The sequence below is a fragment of the Erysipelothrix sp. HDW6B genome (genome assembly GCF_011301115.1).
Taxonomy (GTDB): Bacteria; Bacillota_I; Bacilli_A; order Erysipelotrichales; family Erysipelotrichaceae; genus Erysipelothrix; species Erysipelothrix anatis.
This window is the reverse complement of the sequence record NZ_CP049860.1, coordinates 1,950,533-1,969,001: the sequence shown is the minus strand read 5'-3', so window position 1 is coordinate 1,969,001 and position 18,469 is coordinate 1,950,533. Positions and strand designations below refer to the sequence as shown.

16 protein-coding genes, 1 riboswitch and 1 other annotated feature are annotated in these 18,469 nt (G+C 39.6%); all 16 genes read left to right on the top strand.

Annotated features, from left to right (window positions below):
- Nucleotides 1–91 precede the first annotated feature (91 nt).
- The 16 genes from G7061_RS09595 to G7061_RS09520 all read left to right on the top strand — a co-directional run bounded on the left by G7061_RS09595 (nucleotide 92) and on the right by G7061_RS09520 (nucleotide 18,449).
- Nucleotides 92–3,361, top strand: coding sequence for a discoidin domain-containing protein (locus G7061_RS09595; RefSeq protein ID WP_166120918.1), 3,270 nt, complete (start codon nucleotides 92–94; stop codon nucleotides 3,359–3,361).
- 124 nt (nucleotides 3,362–3,485) lie between these two features.
- Nucleotides 3,486–3,730 (top strand) — a binding site (T-box leader).
- A gap of 45 nt (nucleotides 3,731–3,775) precedes the next feature.
- Entirely contained in the window at nucleotides 3,776–4,963 is a 1,188-nt protein-coding gene (locus G7061_RS09590) for a M20 family metallopeptidase (protein WP_166120915.1), read from the top strand.
- A 2-nt stretch (nucleotides 4,964–4,965) separates the two neighbouring features.
- Nucleotides 4,966–5,994 carry a methionine ABC transporter ATP-binding protein gene (locus tag G7061_RS09585; RefSeq protein ID WP_159639301.1) on the top strand — a complete coding sequence of 343 codons (1,029 nt, stop codon included), beginning with the start codon at nucleotides 4,966–4,968 and terminating at the stop codon, nucleotides 5,992–5,994.
- Nucleotides 5,987–6,667 carry a methionine ABC transporter permease gene (locus G7061_RS09580; protein WP_159633944.1) on the top strand — a complete coding sequence of 227 codons (681 nt, stop codon included), beginning with the start codon at nucleotides 5,987–5,989 and terminating at the stop codon, nucleotides 6,665–6,667. Before G7061_RS09585 ends, G7061_RS09580 begins: the two co-directional genes overlap by 8 nt.
- An 11-nt stretch (nucleotides 6,668–6,678) precedes the next feature.
- Nucleotides 6,679–7,485 carry a MetQ/NlpA family ABC transporter substrate-binding protein gene (locus G7061_RS09575; protein ID WP_159639299.1) on the top strand — a complete coding sequence of 269 codons (807 nt, stop codon included), beginning with the start codon at nucleotides 6,679–6,681 and terminating at the stop codon, nucleotides 7,483–7,485.
- Between the two features lie 156 nt (nucleotides 7,486–7,641).
- The gene (locus tag G7061_RS09570; protein WP_159644827.1) at nucleotides 7,642–9,906 is read left to right on the top strand and encodes a glycoside hydrolase family 10 protein; all 2,265 of its coding nucleotides are present in this window, start codon (nucleotides 7,642–7,644) and stop codon (nucleotides 9,904–9,906) included.
- Nucleotides 9,907–10,150: 244 nt separating this feature from the next.
- The gene (locus tag G7061_RS09565) at nucleotides 10,151–10,648 is read left to right on the top strand and encodes an SWIM zinc finger domain-containing protein (RefSeq protein ID WP_159639297.1); all 498 of its coding nucleotides are present in this window, start codon (nucleotides 10,151–10,153) and stop codon (nucleotides 10,646–10,648) included.
- An 8-nt stretch (nucleotides 10,649–10,656) separates the two neighbouring features.
- On the top strand, nucleotides 10,657–11,895 hold the full coding sequence (locus tag G7061_RS09560; RefSeq protein WP_166120911.1) for a M15 family metallopeptidase: 1,239 nt from the start codon (nucleotides 10,657–10,659) through the stop codon (nucleotides 11,893–11,895).
- A 129-nt stretch (nucleotides 11,896–12,024) separates the two neighbouring features.
- Nucleotides 12,025–13,509, top strand: coding sequence for an ATP-binding cassette domain-containing protein (locus G7061_RS09555; RefSeq protein WP_159639295.1), 1,485 nt, complete (start codon nucleotides 12,025–12,027; stop codon nucleotides 13,507–13,509).
- A 37-nt stretch (nucleotides 13,510–13,546) separates the two neighbouring features.
- Nucleotides 13,547–13,828, top strand: coding sequence for a hypothetical protein (locus G7061_RS09550; protein ID WP_166120908.1), 282 nt, complete (start codon nucleotides 13,547–13,549; stop codon nucleotides 13,826–13,828).
- Between the two features lie 153 nt (nucleotides 13,829–13,981).
- Nucleotides 13,982–14,137 carry a hypothetical protein gene (locus G7061_RS09545; protein WP_159639293.1) on the top strand — a complete coding sequence of 52 codons (156 nt, stop codon included), beginning with the start codon at nucleotides 13,982–13,984 and terminating at the stop codon, nucleotides 14,135–14,137.
- 157 nt (nucleotides 14,138–14,294) lie between these two features.
- Nucleotides 14,295–15,440 (top strand): hypothetical protein, encoded by a 1,146-nt coding sequence (locus G7061_RS09540; protein WP_166120903.1) that lies wholly within the window; start codon nucleotides 14,295–14,297, stop codon nucleotides 15,438–15,440.
- Between the two features lie 50 nt (nucleotides 15,441–15,490).
- A riboswitch (TPP riboswitch) is annotated at nucleotides 15,491–15,616 on the top strand.
- Between the two features lie 51 nt (nucleotides 15,617–15,667).
- Complete coding sequence (locus G7061_RS09535) at nucleotides 15,668–15,985, top strand: thiamine-binding protein (RefSeq protein WP_236261755.1); 318 nt, start codon at nucleotides 15,668–15,670, stop codon at nucleotides 15,983–15,985.
- Nucleotides 15,957–16,718 (top strand): ABC transporter permease, encoded by a 762-nt coding sequence (locus G7061_RS09530; RefSeq protein ID WP_201288171.1) that lies wholly within the window; start codon nucleotides 15,957–15,959, stop codon nucleotides 16,716–16,718. The genes G7061_RS09535 and G7061_RS09530 overlap by 29 nt, the downstream gene beginning before the upstream one ends.
- A gap of 10 nt (nucleotides 16,719–16,728) precedes the next feature.
- Nucleotides 16,729–17,703 (top strand): ABC transporter substrate-binding protein, encoded by a 975-nt coding sequence (locus G7061_RS09525; protein WP_166120900.1) that lies wholly within the window; start codon nucleotides 16,729–16,731, stop codon nucleotides 17,701–17,703.
- Nucleotides 17,700–18,449 carry an ABC transporter ATP-binding protein gene (locus G7061_RS09520; protein WP_166082331.1) on the top strand — a complete coding sequence of 250 codons (750 nt, stop codon included), beginning with the start codon at nucleotides 17,700–17,702 and terminating at the stop codon, nucleotides 18,447–18,449. The genes G7061_RS09525 and G7061_RS09520 overlap by 4 nt, the downstream gene beginning before the upstream one ends.
- Nucleotides 18,450–18,469: the final 20 nt, after the last annotated feature.

The following is an 18,469-nucleotide window of genomic DNA, read 5'->3' as shown; positions in this document are numbered from 1 at the left end:
TAAGGTATAAATCGTCACGATAGACCTATAATTTGTACCTTTTGTAAGCGGTTAACGAAAGCGTACAATAGCAAGGTATAGGAGGTAACACATGAAACGACTGTTACAATGTCTCATGACAATGGGACTTTTGCTTACGAGTTTAGTTTTACCAGTAATGGCAGAAACATCAGGGGAAGATGGATCTGTACAATCAAATGATGGGATTCCGGTAATTGAGGACCGCCCATATTCTTCATTTTTCTTTCCAAATGATTTCTTAGAATGGGATTTTAATACGGATCCGGATGCAATTCATAATGTATCGAAAGTTCCGTTACAAAAACGCGTCAAAGGTACGCCTATCAATCCGGATCAAAATCCAGATGCAAAAGTAGTATCACTACCAATCGCAAACAAAAACACAAGTGGTACACCATCTCAAGGTTCGACAGAAAAAGCAATTTATAACTTTACAAACTGGCAATATGTTGATGCACTTGTGGGCTGGGCAGGCTCTGCTGGCGAAGGAATTATTGTTCCACCAAGTGCTGATTTAGTGGATGTTGCTCACCGTAATGGAGTACCAGTAATGGGAACTGTTTTCTTTCCTCCTAAAGCATACGGTGGTCAAAACCAATGGGTTAGTGAGTTCTTAGTTAAACGTGACGATGGTAGTTTTCCAATGGCAGACAAACTTATCGAAATGGCAGAACTCTATGGTTTTGATGGATGGTTTATTAACCAAGAAACCAGTACAGGAAGCTCTGAACATGGTCAAGGATTCTTAGATTTTTTAGCCTACTACAACAATAACAAAAAAGACCATATGGAACTCGTATGGTATGATTCAATGCTTGAAAGTGGTCAGGTTAGTTGGCAAAATGAGCTGAATGATCGCAACAAGCGCTATTTCCAAAATGATGACCAACGAACATCAGACTATATGTTCTTAAACTTCTGGTTTGGACCACAGATGGTAGCGGGTAGCCGCGATAAGGCAATCTCGCTTAATCGCAGTCCTTATGATGTATTAGCAGGATTCGATGTTCAAGCAAATGGTGTCAATAGCCGTGATAAACTCTCTAATGCAGTTGGAAGTGACAATAAAGTCATGACGTCTGTAGGACTCTATGCACCGGACTGGACATTACGCGATGGTGGTCAATACAATGTGGAAAAATATTGGCAAAATGAAAGTGACTTCTGGATTAACAAAGCAGCGGACCCACGAGATACAACTCAGGGTAAAAATACATGGCAAGGAATGTCCCGGTACTTTGTTGAGAAATCACCAGTAACAAGTTTACCATTCCACACAAGTTTCAATGTTGGAAATGGGGATAACTACTATCAAGATGGTGTTATTGCGAAGACAGGAACGTTTAATAACCGTTCAGTTCAAGATATTATGCCAACCTACCGTTGGATTCTTGATCAAGATAATAACGACCTTTCTGCATTTATCGACTATAGCCGTGCGTTTAATGGTGGTTCTTCAATTGGACTAAAAGGTGCAATGACTGAAGGCTCTACAACACGTATGGATCTGTATGCAAGTGACCTTGCACTTACTGCAAACAATAAAGGTATCGTCCGTCATCATGGAAATGCAAGTGTCGATTTAGTGTTAGATTTTACGGATGGAACACAAGACGTAATTAAAGGAACACAAAAATCAAATGGCGAATGGATTGAGACATTATTTGATCTTTCAAGTCTAAGTGGCAAAACAGTTAATAAAATTGCAATTGATATTATTGCGGATGAAACGATTGCATCGGGATTAATTAATATCGGTTATTTAGGTATTGATGAAAATACAACTCAAGCAGTTTCAGCAGTAAGTGACGTAAAAATTGTTGGTAAAAATGTTACAGATAATGTAAGTGCAAACTTACGATTAACATGGAACCATGACCAAGTAAATACACGTCAATACGATATTTATCGTGTAGAAGATGGTATCCGTTATTATGAAGGAAGTACCGCAAATACAGCATACTATGTTGAAAATCAACGCAGACCAGAGAGTGGAGAACTTCACTATGAAGTAGTTCCAGTCGATGCAACAAATGGCAAACACTTTACGAAAGCTGCATCTGTTGACTTTAAGTTTGATGCAGTTGGCTTACCTTCTGGTGATTTTAGAATTTCTTCAAGTTTCGTTAAAGTGGGTGAAGATGTAACACTTACTGCAGTACCGTCACAGTCGACAAAAACTGTAACATGGCTTGCAGAAGGTGCGGTTACTGACCGTCTCGAAGGTGTTGAGGCAACGGCTTCATTTGACAAAGCAGGTGTCTATAGCATCACTATGTCGCTAAGTAATGAAGCAGGAACAACCGATGTTCGCAAAGAGAATCTAATCTATGTTTATGATGATTCTCTAGCAACAAAACCACAGTCACTTTCAAATCTTGCACAAAATTTTAAAGTATCAAATTCATGTGCTCCGAGTGAAGGTGCTGCACAGGCTTTCGATGATTCAAATGCAACGAAATGGTGTGATAATAAGACAGAGAAACCATGGTTGGAAGCATCATTCCCACAAACGGTAACACTCACTGACTTTGAACTGCATCATGCAGAAGCAGGTGGCGAAAATAAAGAATGGAATACACGCGACTATGAAATTCTAACAAGCATGGATGGCGAAACATGGGAAACTGCTGTCACGAGAACATGGAATACAGACGCAATAACTAAAGACGCAATTCCAGCAACTCAAGCAAATCATATTCGTCTTGTGCTGCATAAAGCTGAAAGCACAGGGAATGTTGCGAGAATTTACTCATTTAAAGTAAATGGTATAAATGGTGTGGATATTGAAGTGCTTCCAAATCAAAATGAAATAAGCGCACTTCGAAGTTTACAGTATGAGACAGATGTCGATTTATCGAAGTATACAGATGAATCTGCAAGTGTTCTTGTCAGCGCACGAACTCTGATGGGTGATATTCTTTCTAACAATGGAGTAGGTACTGATAAAGAAACAATTCTGAATGCAATTGCGGCTGTGAAGGATGCATTTGCAGGTTTGAAGTTGAAAGAAACTGATCCAGTTGATCCAGTCGATCCAGTTGATCCGGTTGATCCGGTTGATCCAGTCGATCCAGTCGATCCGGTTGATCCAGTCGATCCAGTTGATCCAGTTGATCCAGTCGATCCAGTCGATCCAGTTGATCCAGTCAATCCAGTTGATCCAGTTGATCCAGTTGATCCTAAACCTATTGAACCGGAAGTCGTTACGCCAAAACCGGAAACGAATGAAGGCAAACTACCAGCTACAGGAATTGGGAATACACTCCTAATTTCGGGAGGATTCTTAACCTTAGTAGGCGTTGGTGTCTACGAAGTAAACCGACGTCGTAAACAATAAAATTAAAAGCATGCATACATAATGTGCATGCTTTTTTTTGTATGTTGAAACAGACCGCAACGATGACGTTTTGACAATTATCGTGAAAAGGTGTTGACAATTGAAACATTATTGGTAATAATAGTGAAAAGCGATGAAAAGGAAAGTAACTTCATGAAAGTTCTTACAGAGAATCTACGTATGGTGAGAGTAGACGGACGGAAACGAAGCGAAAATGGCCTTGGAGCAATGATGCTGAAACACGAATAGTGGTTTAGGCACATCGGGAGCGCCCGTTAAAGCGCTAGAGAATGATAGTTCTTGAAGAGGTTTATGATCGTGAGACATAAACGAATTAAGGTGGTAACATGAGCAGCGCTCATCCTTAGGGATGGGCGCTTTTTATATGCTTAGGAAGCAAAAGGGAGAAAGAATATGACACACAAAATTGATGAATACGTAAACCAACAACATGAAGTATACAAAAAAATCTCGTTAGATATTCATGCGAAACCGGAAGTAAGTAATTATGAATTCTTTGCCAGTGAAACTCTTGCAAGCCAGCTTAAAGCAGAAGGCTTTGAGGTCAAAATTGATGTTGCAGGACACCGTACAGGATTTGATGCACGTTATGTTTCAAACAAACCAGGACCTGTGATTGCGTTTCTAGCTGAATATGATGCGCTCGTCGGTATCGGCCATGCGTGTGGGCATAACCTCTTTGGTGCAACATCATCCCTGGCTGGAGCGGCTTTAAAACAAATCGTAGATGAAGTTGGTGGTGAAATTCGAGTTTATGGAACACCTGGAGAAGAAGGTGGCGAAAACGGCTCCGCAAAAGGAAGCTTTGTTCGTGAAGGATTCTTTAACGATGTTGATGCTGCTTTATGCGTTCACCCTGGTCATTTACATGGTGGAACAACATCGGGACTTGCTAATGATCCAGTTGATGTTGAATTCTTCGGACGTGCAAGCCATGCATCCGGCAATCCGCAACACGGAATCAACGCCCTCGATGCCATCATCCAAGTTTTCAATAGTGTGAATGCGCTGCGCGAACACTTAACGGATGATGTTCGAATTCATGGGATTGTAACTCATGGCGGTGATGCTCCGAATGTTGTGCCAGAATATGCGTCGGCACGTTTTTACCTTCGTGCCAAAAGTCGGACAACATTGAATGATGTCTATCAAAAATTTGAGAACATTGTTAAAGGAGCAGCACTCGCTACGGGATGCACTCATAAGTTTGGACTGTTCCAAAATAGTGTTGATAACATCATCCTTACCCCATCATTTGATGCAATTTATGAAGCAAAACTTGGAACATATGGCGAAGTGTTCACACCCCGCAAAGTGACCGGAGGTCAAGGGTCATCAGACGTCGGAAATGTAAGCCAGGTTGTTCCAACAATTCAACCCTATATTAATATCAATAATACACCAATGGCTGGTCATAGTATCGAGTTTAGAGAAGCATCTAAAAGTGAACTTGGACTTGACTCCATTGCACTTGGGGCTAAAGTTCTTGCCCATACGGCTTTAGAGCTACTCACAAATCCTGAACTGCTAGAAGCAATTAAAAAAGAACATCGAGAAAATGTGGTATTGCAAGGAGAATAATAATGATTGAATTTCAAAATGTATCAAAAACATTTCAAACAAAGCAACTGAATGTTCATGCGCTGCAAGACGTCAGTTTCAAAGTCACACCGGGAGAAATTTTTGGAGTTATTGGATTTAGCGGTGCAGGAAAGAGCACGCTTGTCCGCTGCATTAATTTACTAGAACGTCCAGAATCGGGAAAAATTATCGTAAACGGTATTGATGTGAAGTCGTTGAACCCACGCGAGCTTCGAAATGAACGACGTAAAATAGGCATGATATTTCAAGGCTTTAACTTATTAAACTCCCGAACTGTTTATGAAAATATAGCATTCCCATTACGTTACAAAGGTAAGACGAAGTATGAAATTAAAGATAAAGTTGAGTCACTCCTTGAACTCGTTGGAATAGCAGACAAACGCGATGCGTTTCCATCACAACTATCTGGTGGGCAAAAGCAACGTGTAGCGATTGCGCGTGCATTGGCGAATGATCCAGATATTCTTTTATGCGATGAAGCAACAAGTGCTCTAGATCCGCAGACCACCCAGACAATCTTGAAATTGCTGAAGGAAGTTAACGAACGTTTGGGAATCACGATTGTAATTATTACGCATGAGATGGCCGTTGTGAAAACAGTCTGCGATCGTGTGGCGGTGATGGAAGACGGTCATATTAAAGAATTGGACGCAGTAACGGAAATATTCGCCAACCCAAAAGCGACAATTACCAAAGATTTTGTGGATACGACAACAAATCTTACCTCACTACAAGCATTGATCGATGAGAAGCCGGAAATTTTAGCACTTGATGCGGAACAACAATTAGTCCGTCTTGATTTCCGGGGGAATATTACGCAAGAAGCGATCATCTCAGAAGTGAGTTTACGTTTCAATGTTAAAGCAAGTATTGTGTTTGCAAATGTTGAGATTGTTCATGAAGAGGTGCTTGGAATTCTCGTAGTTATCCTGACTGGCGAACGTCAAGTTGAAGCCCTAGAGTTCTTACAAGCGACAGGCGTGAAAGTAGAGGTATATGAAAATGACTAACGTACTTGAAACCTATTTACCCAATTTGATGAACTATCAAGATGAGTTTGTAAAAGCGGTTTGGCAAACAGTTGAAATGGTGATTCGGAGCGGTGTCATAGCATTTGTAATCGGAATTACATTGGGTGTGATTTTAGTTGTTACCCGTGAGGATGGCATACTTGAAAATAAACTTGTCTATCAAATTTTAGATAAATCAACCAACTTATTGCGCTCGATTCCATTTGTTATTTTGATTACCTTTATAGCACCATTAACACGAATTATTGCTGGAACTAGTATCGGTATTGATGGTGCGATTGTGCCACTCGTGATAGGATGCGTTCCCTTCCTAATGCGTCAAGTTGATATGGCTTTATCGGATATTGATGCAGGATTGATTGAAGCAGCAACCGCGATGGGAGTGTCACCTTTAGGGATTATCTTCCGGGTTTATCTAAAAGAAAGTATTCCAGCACTTGTTCGTGCAACAACCATTACGATTGTAAGCCTCATTGGCCTTACCGCAATGGCTGGTATTGTCGGAGGCGGCGGTCTTGGAGATTTTGTGACACGCTATGGTCATGCACGTTATATGCATGATATTACCAATGTTTCGGTCCTTGTAATTTTAATTATGATCAGTGTTGTGCAAGGATTAGGAACTATTATTATTAAGAAAACAACACACTAAGGAGAAAAGATATGAAAAAAATTGTAACAATCCTCATCGTAGGATTATTGGTTTTAGTAGGATGCGGATCAAAATCAACGCCAGCAACAGGTGATGAAAAGGTCGTTAAAGTGGGAATGATTGGGAGTGATTCGGTAGTCTGGAAACATGTTGCTGAGGAAGCTGCTAAGGAAGGTATCAAAATTGAAATTGTGGCTTTCAGTGACTATACACAACCCAATGCTGCGTTAAATAATGGTGAGATAGATTTGAATGCATTTCAGCATCAAGTCTATTTAGAAAATGAAGTTGAGACGAATAAATATGACCTAGTCTCAATTGCGAAGACATCAATTGCACCACTTGGTCTTTACTCAAACAAAATTACTGATTTGAAAGACGTTAAAGAAAATGATAAAGTCGCGATTCCGAATGATGTCACAAATGGTGGTCGTGCTTTACAACTCTTACAAGCAAATGGTTTTATCAAACTGAATGATGCGAAGTTCCCAACACTAAAAGATATTATAGAAAATCCATTAAACTTGGAGATTATTGAATTGGCAGCTGCGCAAATTCCAGCATCGCTACCGGATGTTGCATTTGCGGCAGTAAACTCCGGAATTGCAGTTGATGCAGGGCTTAACCCGGCAGAGAAAGCGATCGTTTTAGAAGATGTAAGTATCTCGCAAGAAAACCCTTATGTGAACTTAATTGCGGCTCGTAGCGAAGATAAAGATAATCCAACGTTTAAACGTATTGTTGAATTATATCAAACAGATGCTGTAAAACAACTTGTAATTGAAGACAGTAAAGGTGCCTCAATTCCAGTGTGGTAAAATGATAGTGCTTCGGCACTATTTTTTTTTTGCAAAAGAATCCCTAAAGAGTGACTGAAATGCACTTTGTTAAAAATAATTTCCAATAATTTCCGGAATATAGTGAAATAATATTTCTAATGTGTATAATGAATGTAAGCGCTATAGGAGGAAAATATGAAAAAAACTTTGGTTTTATTTCTAGCACTTTTTTTAGGTTTATCAACATATCAAGTAGGAGCATCAACCTCTGAACCTCTGTACAAGTATAAGAAACTTGCAGATGGAACTATGGGTTATGACAACAATGACCCTGTCATGTATTACAATGGCAGTACGGAACAAATTGAAGTTCCAGTTGCTTACAATCAAGAACAAACACAATTTAAATCATCGTGGATTGGTACGATTTTTAACCTACACTTCCCACAAATAAGTGACGAAACGGCATTCAAAGACATGTATGAATCACGTCTTGATGATTTTGAAGCATGGAATATGAACGCAATGATTTTCCAAGTTAGACCTTTATTAGATGCATTCTATCCATCAACCATTAATCCAACATCAGAATTCCTGAGTGGTAAACAAGGCCAAGATGTGGATTTTGATCCACTCGCGTACATGGTTGATGCTACACATGAACGCGGCATGGAATACCATGCGTGGTTTAATCCATACCGTGTAACAAATTCAGATATCATGTCAGCAGGTGTGCTTACAAAACTAGCTGCCGTTGGTTATAGTAAAGAAGATGTTGCGGTCATGACAACAAGTGAACGTGTCGCTGCACTCAACAAAGCTGGTGTACTAGCCGATACAAACTTCGCAGTTAAAAACCCAGAATACGTTCTAGAGTTTCAAGGAAAACTATTCTTAAACCCAGGAGAACCTGAAGTTATTAATCATGTTGGCGATACCATTCAAGAAGTTGTAACAAACTATGATGTCGATGCCATTCATTTTGATGATTACTTCTATCCATATAAAGGGGCAGTCCTCAAAGATGAAAATGGGGTCGATATTCCCGGTAGTGAAATTTTCGGAAGTAAAGGCGAAGATCGCGCAACATTCGAAAAATATGGAAATGACTACGAAAACTCAGAAGCAGGAATTGAGGCGTGGCGTCGTGATAATGTCACAAAACTCATCGACAAAGTCAATGACGTTATTGGAACACACAATAACAAAACGGAATCGTCAGTTCAATTTGGAATCAGTCCATTTGGAATTTGGGAGCACAAGTCAATTGATGATCGTGGATCAAATACCCCTCAAGGTTCATCCAAGTCATACTCCCAAACGATCTTTGCTGATACTTATCAATGGATTAAAGATGGCAAACTTGATTATGTAGCACCGCAAATTTACTGGGCATTTGGTGCTGGAGCAGCCCCATATGGTGAACTTGCCCGTTGGTGGGACAATGCTGTTGAAGGTACACAAACAAAACTATATATTGGACATGCTAACTACAAACATGTAAATAACTCGTGGGACGGCGATTGGAAGAATCCTGAAGAAATTAACAATCAAATGAAGTTCAATCAAACACTGCCAAATGTTGCAGGGAGTGCGTTGTATGGCTATTCAGACATTATGCCATCAGATTTAGATACCGTTGATCCGGCTAAACGTGATGCACACGCAGTTAAGAATGAAAGTTTAGAAATCCTTCGTAATGATTCATTTGCGAAAGCGTCATTGTCACCAAGTCATCCTCAGTTATCACATGGCAACGTCGTCCCTTTGGAAACGGTTGAACTCAAAGATAATACCCTTTTATGGAACGAAACGAACAATACAAATGCACGGATGTATGTCATCTATGGTGGCCAAGAAGGTCAAAGTATTGAAGAAATCATGGCGTCGGGTACCATTCTTGGAAAAGTAAATTTTGCAGGAAAACAAGACTATGTATTTGACGTCTCGAATGCTCCGCATGATAAATATGTTGTGAGTGTTCTAGACAAAGCATACGTTCAAACCGAAGGAAAAGTAGCGGAAACATTCGTATTTGATGCGACTGTACAAAATCTTACACTAGAGATTAAAAAAGATACAACATTAACAAAGCAACAATTCTTAGACTTGCTTCAAATTCAGGCAAATGATACCTATCAGGTTGTTACAAACTTTGATGAAATCTTCGATGCAAGCAAACTCGGGACAGTTCAGATTTCAGTCACATTAACTTCAGATAAAACCGGTGCAAGTGTTCCATTTACTGTAAGCTTAAATGTTGTGAAAGCCGATACTAATCCGGAAACAAAACCAGAGCCAAAACCTGAACCTGAAACAAAACCAGACGGAGATAATAATGAATTACCAACAACCCTACCAGCAACTGGTGTTCAAGAATATCATCTCGGATATAGTATTTTACTCGCTGGATTTGTGCTTGTAATTTTTGGTAAAATACGTCATAAAGACGCAAAATAATGGATAAAATTCATACATTTCTGTAAACAGAATAAGAATGTATAAAATGTCATAATCCTCATAATGTATTATCGAAAAACCCCTATCCACATGCCAATGGATAGGGGTTTTTATGTGGATAATTTGATATAAAAATCGCTAAAAACCATAGAAAAAGAGTATGTGAGAATCAAAAAGAAAATTAGTGTATAATATTAAAGTAGGAATATTAAGATATTAAACATAATTAGAATTAGGAGTACACATGGAAGTAGGATTTTATTTTAGAGACTATATTTATAACCGCGGTGAAACGCTATTAGAAGAATCAAAAGTTCAGATTATTGAAGATACTAAAGAAGTGATTCGAGCACGCGTACAAGGAAGTGATTTGTACATTGTTCGGATTGAAATTACAGGGAATGCAGTGGATTCGATGTATTGCTCATGTGAGCATGCGAAAAAAGGCAACAACTGTAAACACATGGCTGCAACTATTGCGTCATCGATTAAAAACGGAAACATCCACAATTTTAGTGTTGAAGCACTTGAAACATTTGATGACTATGCTTCAGACTTGGATATGCAGGAAGGCACTTTGACACCAGAATTAATGGTTGAAGTTGGGCACCTCTTATCGCTGTTATCGCACGATAATTTGATAGAATATTTAATCGTGTTATTTGAACGTTACCCTCAATTAGCACAACAGTTTTCAGAGTTTGATTTTACATTTGATGGACAAGGCGAAGACTTGTCATAGGAGCCAGTATGAAACGTAAAAGTTATATTCAATTAGGAATTGTCGCTATATTCGCGTTATATGCAATTTACTCACTCACAAAGATTAAAACACCTGTGGAGTCAATGCAGGAAAAAATGACGGTTGAGGTGGGAACAATTATCGATATGGATGCCATTGCTAAACAACAGAGTATAGAATTCGGTGTTGTTGAGGTGAATGGAAAAGTCGCTGAAAATAAGCAATATACAATTAATAAACCGGAAAAAGTAAAAGATAAGAACCTTGCGGTTGTCATTTCATCCAAAAAAGAGAATCGGGTGCATCGTTTTGATATAGCAATCGTTGAAAATCGTGATGTTGCGTTAACTGTACGCAATAACGATCAAGTATTGAAAGATCAAGAGCGTGTTAATGCGACTGAAGGTTCACTCGTTGCAAGCGCAGATTATATTAAAGCGTATGATAAAGTTGCTGCGACGGTGACGTCAAATCTGGATACAGTCGATTGGGACATGGATGGTGAATATCCTGTAACTTTTGAGACAAGTGCCGAAGGGAAAACTCAAACGCTCACTATTACTGTTGTCGTTGGCGAATTGGAAGAACGTGATACAACAGAAGATGTTGCAGTAAAACCCGAACCTGAAACCAATGAAGAAAAACCAAAAGAAGAATCCAATGAGAAACCACAATCAGAACTTGCAAGTGTTACCAATGCAGGTTCTGAACTCGTTTTGGTCACCAAGCAACGAGCATTGCCTGCAGATTATGTACCACCACTTAAAGACATTCCTGAAGCATATGCGGTAAGCACCGGTTATGAGGCAACGCCTGCTACGGTTGACGCCTTTATTGCGATGGTAGACACCATGAAAAGTGAAACGGGAATGTGGATGTATACGACATCATCATACCGTGATTACGACTTTCAAAATGAGTTGTATACCAATTATGTAGCGCAACATGGTCAGGCGGAAGCCGATCGAATGTCTGCTCGACCTGGGACATCTGAGCATCAAACAGGTCTTGTTATTGATGTTGTAACACCAGGTGGTTATATGTTTGATTTTGCGCAAACTGAGCAGTCAACATGGGTTAATAATAATGCCCACAAGTTTGGATTTATTGTGCGATATCCTGAAGGAAAAGAACACATTACGGGCTATATGCCTGAGGCGTGGCACTTGCGTTATGTTGGTAAAGATATGGCCACAAAAGTTAAGAACTCAGGATTAACCTTCGATGAAGTGTTAGCACAAAGTTAAAAATAAATGATTAAAAAATTTGACATCTTAGAAAAAATTACGTAAGATGGCAATAACGAACGAAAGGCGGTGTGGCAATGTACAACTCATCCTATACAGCATAAATAATCAAAATAGGAGGAGTTTGCCATGCTAAATTTTAATATTGGTGTGAAGTCACCACAAGGGCGCCAACTAGTAGCGCCTTTTTCTATGTCCGTTCACGAGAACGAAAAAATTGCAATTATCGGAGAAGAGGGAAATGGGAAAAGTTTATTCCTGAAAGCCTTACTGAATCATCCGTCTTTAGATACATTGGAAGTAACCCGGAGTGTCTCATCGAAAGTACTTTTCGGTTACGTATCCCAAGATATTGCTGCCGAGGACCTTCTACGCTCAAGTAGAGACTACATTATTGAAGATCAATGGGAGCGTTATGAATCCTTTGGATCGGTACATCAGGATCTCTTACCACATTTTACGGATGATGATTTTGATAGACCGTTACAAAGTCTGAGTGGTGGAGAGCGTGTTCGAATTCAACTTATGAAAATTCTGGTCCAAGATGTCGATGTGTTTCTACTCGACGAGCCAACTAATGATTTGGACATTGAGACATTAATGTGGCTTGAATCATGGATTTTAAGACAAAATAAGCCAATTCTCTATATTTCTCATGATGTTAAATTACTGAAAAATACAGCAAATCGAGTCGTTCATTTTGAACAAACGCATCGAAAAACACGTTCGCATATTACGGTCTTCGAGGGAAGTTACGATGACTATGTAGAAACCCGTAATCTCGAAATCGCAACGCATAATCATCAAGTAGAACGTGATCAAGCAGCACGTGCTAAACGATATGATCGTTGGTTACAATTGTATCAAACGGTTGAGCATCGTCAGCGGACACAAACCCGTCAAGACCCTGCTAAAGGGCGTTTATTGAAGAAGAAAATGAAAACAATTAAGTCAATGGAACGTCGTTTTGATCGCGAAACTCACGAAACTAAAATAGATACGGAGTCTGCGATTTCCATACGTTTTGACAACCAAGAAAAAGTACATCGTAAGAAGATTGCTGAGATTGACGTCGACACCCTTGAAGTTGCGGGTAAGACATTGGGGTATAATTTTTATTTGGATATTTACACTCCAGACAAAATCGCAATTATTGGTCGAAATGGAATTGGGAAGTCGAGCCTCTTGAAACAGGTGTTCAAAGATCATGATGCAATGATGCATCAAGATTATCGTCTCAATCTAGACTTTGAAAAATCGCCGATTGATAATTGTGTACGAGAAGGGTCACGTGAAGAACGAGGGCTTATCACAAATCGTTTGGGAAGTTTAAAGTTTACTGAAACAGAAATGAATACGCCCATGCGTTTACTCTCTGGGGGACAAAAAGCGAAAGTATCCCTTCTCAAGCTCGTGCTTCAGAAGCCTCAGTTTATTATTTTAGATGAACCAACCCGAAACCTAAGCCCACTTTCTGTTCATGAAATCTATAGTATGCTTCAGGGATTCCAAGGTGCTATACTTTGTGTAACTCATGATCGTTCCTTGATTGAGAACGTATTTGATACGGTCATTGTTATGACCGAAGATGGCTTTGAACCGGTGAGCGAGTAAGGATTTAAAGCTCTGCGAGGAAAGGATATCCAAACCTATGAAAAAGAAACTTAGTCTCTACGGATGTTACTTAGTATTGGTCGGGATTCTCTATGGCATCGAGCATGGCCTTGGATGGTTTGTTTTCAGTAATTATATTGGAATCGGGATTGGATTGGCACTACTTATAACATTGTTTACATCCGTACCGTTATTCCACAATCATTTTGAGACTGTAGGAAGCATCGCTGATCGAGCAAAAGAAAGTACACCCATTATGTCGATAGGAACTGCGATTGCACTTATCATGCCGCTGGTAATCTACATATATTTATCGTAAAGAACCGACTCAGATCGGTTCTTTTTCTGATTGCAATGCAGAAGTTATGATTAGACTCGTTTTAAGCGTTCAAAACGACAACATAATCACTGTGAGTCGTCTTATAGAAATTAAACGGTGTAATAAAAATAGGTAGAAAGGGAGGGGTTTGAAATGAATGGGACACTTATGGTGTATCATTCGCTTCTTGAATTTATACGAAATATAGATCCGGTTATTGTATTTACAATCAAAATACTGATAATCATCATTTTGATACAAACTGTTATCCTTCTTCTAAAAATGAGTAAGAAAATGCATGAATCATAGAAGCGAAAGACACGACAAAACGTGTCTTTTTATTACAAACTAATGAAAAGTGGTTACGAAGCCTTCGTGTTACGGGACTGTTATCCAATGAGACAGGTTCGTCGTATTCACAATGTGGCTGAAGATTTGGTATAATTACATAAAGGTGGTATGGCTTATGTGGGAAATTCTAGGAATCGATGCAACAACAGATATAGAACAAATATTTGAGGCGTATGCTTCGAAAGTCGCAGCAAATGGAGAGTCGGATGAACTAACAAAGGCTTATGAAGATGCGCTTGTTTATGCGGAAGGTACATCCGATACGCGGTTTGACGATCTAATGCAAGAACTATCCTTGATGGATGTTAAAGAGCGCTTTGTCTGGCAAAAATGGTTTGATGCCTTAGATCGGTTAGAAGTGTATGAGCGTTTTGAGGATGTTGAAATGCTCAATGCATCGCTACAACGGGTGGATGTTCGCTTGATTCCAAGTGGTGTCATGTTTGAAATTATCTTACCGCATTTGCGAAAAATAGCACATTATAATAATGATAATGAAACCGAATTAAAAATGACGATGGACCACTTTGAATCCTACGTCCGTTTCCGTGAAGAAAGTCGTATCGGGTGGCGCGATCAGGGGAAATCAAAACGCAAGAATCAGTCGAATGCGAAACAAGTATGGTCCGTTGTTCAGATGATTGTGCAGTTTATCGGATGGGTGACTGTATTCTTGTTGATATTCCAATTGTTAGGTGTTTTTAATATCTTTGGCACACGTCAAGATACACGGAAACCAGAGCAAGAAATTACGCCACCAACCAGTGAGTTTGTGCATTATGACGCGCAGTTTTCTGATGCGTTGGTTGACGCAGTTCAAGAGGGAGTCCGTGATCAGTCACTTCAAGCGTATCTTGATTTTGATTCTTTGAGTCGGTTAGAGACGAGTTCATGCTTCGATCAAGGTGTCGCTTTCGATGCTTGCGAAGGGGCATTTTTGTTAGATCTAACAGAGCGACAATATAAACGAATGATGACAGAATCGTATCTTCAAGAAGGGTTAAATGATGCCTTGTACGATGCTTATCCGGCTGAAAGTATCTTCTATTATGAGACGTATTATGATGCTTTTGCAGCGCATCTTAAGAATAATAAATCCTATACTGTAAATGAAATTACACAGGAGTTGCATCTCAATGAAGCACTCTACGAGGAAGCATACCAGGCACATTCTAATGATGTTTATGACATCTTCTTCAAGCAGCTTGTGCAGGAGAATCACAATATAAACTTGCAAAGATTTACCAAGGATGCATTATAATCATTGACGTTAGGAATATAAAACGTATAATGAAGGCGTACAATTGAATCCATAAATACAAGGGGTGCCCGCATTAGCGGCTGAGACTAAACGCACGTTTTAAACCCTTAAACAGGAAGTCCTGTTTAGCACTTGATCCAGATAATACTGGCGGAAGGATGTATATCGTAGTCGTTTATTAACGTATATACATATACCTCTTTTCGAAATGAAAAGAGGTTTTTTTTATGAAAGATGGAGGATTTGCTATGAATGCAAGTATCGCAATACAAGTATTACCCCACGTAGATGGGAACCAAGAAGTCGTTCGCATTGTTGATGAAGTTATTGACTATATTAAAGGAACAGGACTACATTACACGGTTGGTGCATTTGAAACTGCAGTCGAAGGTGATTATGATACCTTAATGGAAATCGTGAAACAATCGCAAATTATTGCACATCGTGCAGGTGCTGATAAAGTTTCAGCATACGTAAAAATCGTGTATGCACCTCAAGGTGAGATGCTCACAATTGATGAAAAAATTACGAAGCACCAACAATAAGCGTTATGCGCTTATGTCGGTTGGTCTTGTCATAGTACTGTGGCAACTCATAGTATGGAGTGGTATTGTGCCCCAATTCATGCTTCCAGGTCCCGCATCAGTTATTATGGCATTATATGAAGACCGTGCATTGTTATGGATGCATGCTCAAACAACACTTCTAGAAGCCTTTCTTGGGCTTTTAGGCGGTGTTGGGTTGGGAATCACGTTAGCGCTACTGATGGACCGTTACGATCGCGTTTACCGTATGGTTTATCCGCTGATGATTCTCACGCAGACAGTACCAACAGTCGCTATTGCACCACTTCTTGTATTATGGTTAGGATATGGAATCTTACCGAAAATTGTACTCATCGTTTTAACATCATTTTTTCCAATGGCCATTGGATGTTTCCAAGGTTTGCAGGCTGTCGATCGCGACAGTATTCAACTTTTACGAAGTATGGGTGCGAATACGGTACAACAGTACCAGCATGTTCGAATTCCAGAAAGTTTATCGCCATTTTTTGCCAGTCTAAAAATAGCCGTTTCGTATGCTGTTGTTGGTGCTGTTATTGCAGAATGGCTTGGGGGAACAAGTGGACTGGGAGTCTATATGACACGTGTTCGAAAAGCCTATGCCTTTGATAAAATGTTCGCAGTAATTGTACTTATTTCACTATTAAGCCTACTCTTAATGGGGTTGGTCAATATTTTGGAACATAAAACGATGCCATGGAAAGATGTGGAATAAAGGAGATATTATGAAACGAATGGTAGTGAGTTTATTAGCTTTGCTAGTTTTAGTGGGGTGCAGTACATCCAAAGATACTCAGAAAGTACGCTTCGTACTTGATTGGACACCCAATACGAACCACACAGGCCTCTACGTAGCGCTTGAAAAAGGGTACTTTGAAGAAGTGGGGATTGCCTTGGAAATCGTTCAGCCCCCTGAAGATGGTGCTGTAGGACTGGTTGCTGCCAATGGTGCAGAATTCGGTGTCGGATTTCAAGATACTTTAGCACCAGTATGGGCGCGTCCAGAACCTTTACCTGTGACAGCAGTCGCAGCAATGATTCAACATAACACATCTGGAATTGTCTCGTTGAAAGACAAAGGAATTGATCGCCCATCTAAAATGGAAAATCATACTTACGCAACATGGGATATTCCTGTTGAACAAGCAATCTTGAAGTATGTGATTGAACAAGACGGTGGCTCATTTGACAGTGTAGCGTTAATTCCAAATACTGTAACGGATGCTGTGAGTGCGCTCCAAAGTAATATCGATGCTATTTGGATTTATCGTGGTTGGGATGGTATTGCGCTCGAAGTAGCGCAACAGGAGATTAACTACTTTGCTTTTGCAGATTATGCGAAAGAATTGGATTTCTATAGCCCTGTAGTCATTGCAAATAATGAGTATCTTAAGGAGAATCCTGATCAAGCAAAAGCGTTCTTAGCAGCGTTGGGTAAGGGATATCAAGATGCAGTTGCGAATCCAGAAGAAGCTGCACAAATTCTTATGAAACATGTCCCTGAATTAAAAAGTAATGAAGCGTTAATCGTTGAAAGTCAAAAATACCTTGCAGGTGAGTATATGCGCGGTGAAGCGCAGTGGGGGAAATTTGATGCAAATCGCTGGAATGCATTCTACAATTGGCTCGGTGAGAAACAATTAATTGAGCAACCGATTCCTGCTGGATTTGGCTTTACTAATGAATTCCTTGCTTCATGAAACCGCTCTTAAAAATTCGTAATCTTAATAAATCATTTGGAAATCACGTAGTCATTGCGGACGTAAATTTTGAAGTGTATCCTGAAGAAACCGTAGCCATTTTGGGGCAAAGTGGTGTCGGAAAATCAACACTATTTCAGATTGTAGCGGGCTTAAGCCAACCAGATACTGGTGATGTGCTGCTTGAAAATGTGTCTATTGTGGATAAACCAGGATCACTTGCGTATATGCTGCAAAAAGATTTATTACTGAATCATAAAACTGTAATGGAAAACGCAGCACTTCCTTTGACCATTCAAGGTATGGATAAAGCCACACGACATGCGAAGGTTATGCCATACTTGGATACATTTGGTCTTGCGCAAACAGAAAATAAATACCCCCGTCAATTATCAGGTGGTATGCGTCAAAGGGTTGCATTTCTTCGTACTTACATGATGAATAAACCGATTATGTTACTGGATGAACCATTTAGTGCGTTGGATCCGATGACAAAGCACCAAATTCATCAATGGTATCAAAATCTAAGTCATCAATTTAAAATTACGACATTGTTTATTACTCATGATGTTGAGGAAGCTATTAAACTCTCTGATCGTATTCTCATTTTGAATGGGGCCCCTGGACGCATTCAGGAAACCATCGATGTTGCATCGATAAAGAAAAGTCATCCTGATTTTTTACAAACGGCTGCCTTCTTGGAATTGAAGGCATCAATTCAGGAAAACTTTATGATGAAACCTTAATAGCGTATTGAAACAAAAAG

What these genes read in the sequence shown, in the direction of transcription:
- G7061_RS09595 (WP_166120918.1), top strand. Translation starts at nt 92, where the DNA reads ATGAAACGACTGTTACAATGTCTCATGACAATGGGACTTTTGCTTACG.
- G7061_RS09590 (WP_166120915.1), top strand. Translation starts at nt 3,776, where the DNA reads ATGACACACAAAATTGATGAATACGTAAACCAACAACATGAAGTATAC.
- G7061_RS09585 (WP_159639301.1), top strand. Translation starts at nt 4,966, where the DNA reads ATGATTGAATTTCAAAATGTATCAAAAACATTTCAAACAAAGCAACTG.
- G7061_RS09580 (WP_159633944.1), top strand. Translation starts at nt 5,987, where the DNA reads ATGACTAACGTACTTGAAACCTATTTACCCAATTTGATGAACTATCAA.
- G7061_RS09575 (WP_159639299.1), top strand. Translation starts at nt 6,679, where the DNA reads ATGAAAAAAATTGTAACAATCCTCATCGTAGGATTATTGGTTTTAGTA.
- G7061_RS09570 (WP_159644827.1), top strand. Translation starts at nt 7,642, where the DNA reads ATGAAAAAAACTTTGGTTTTATTTCTAGCACTTTTTTTAGGTTTATCA.
- G7061_RS09565 (WP_159639297.1), top strand. Translation starts at nt 10,151, where the DNA reads ATGGAAGTAGGATTTTATTTTAGAGACTATATTTATAACCGCGGTGAA.
- G7061_RS09560 (WP_166120911.1), top strand. Translation starts at nt 10,657, where the DNA reads ATGAAACGTAAAAGTTATATTCAATTAGGAATTGTCGCTATATTCGCG.
- G7061_RS09555 (WP_159639295.1), top strand. Translation starts at nt 12,025, where the DNA reads ATGCTAAATTTTAATATTGGTGTGAAGTCACCACAAGGGCGCCAACTA.
- G7061_RS09550 (WP_166120908.1), top strand. Translation starts at nt 13,547, where the DNA reads ATGAAAAAGAAACTTAGTCTCTACGGATGTTACTTAGTATTGGTCGGG.
- G7061_RS09545 (WP_159639293.1), top strand. Translation starts at nt 13,982, where the DNA reads ATGAATGGGACACTTATGGTGTATCATTCGCTTCTTGAATTTATACGA.
- G7061_RS09540 (WP_166120903.1), top strand. Translation starts at nt 14,295, where the DNA reads ATGTGGGAAATTCTAGGAATCGATGCAACAACAGATATAGAACAAATA.
- G7061_RS09535 (WP_236261755.1), top strand. Translation starts at nt 15,668, where the DNA reads ATGAAAGATGGAGGATTTGCTATGAATGCAAGTATCGCAATACAAGTA.
- G7061_RS09530 (WP_201288171.1), top strand. Translation starts at nt 15,957, where the DNA reads ATGAAAAAATTACGAAGCACCAACAATAAGCGTTATGCGCTTATGTCG.
- G7061_RS09525 (WP_166120900.1), top strand. Translation starts at nt 16,729, where the DNA reads ATGAAACGAATGGTAGTGAGTTTATTAGCTTTGCTAGTTTTAGTGGGG.
- G7061_RS09520 (WP_166082331.1), top strand. Translation starts at nt 17,700, where the DNA reads ATGAAACCGCTCTTAAAAATTCGTAATCTTAATAAATCATTTGGAAAT.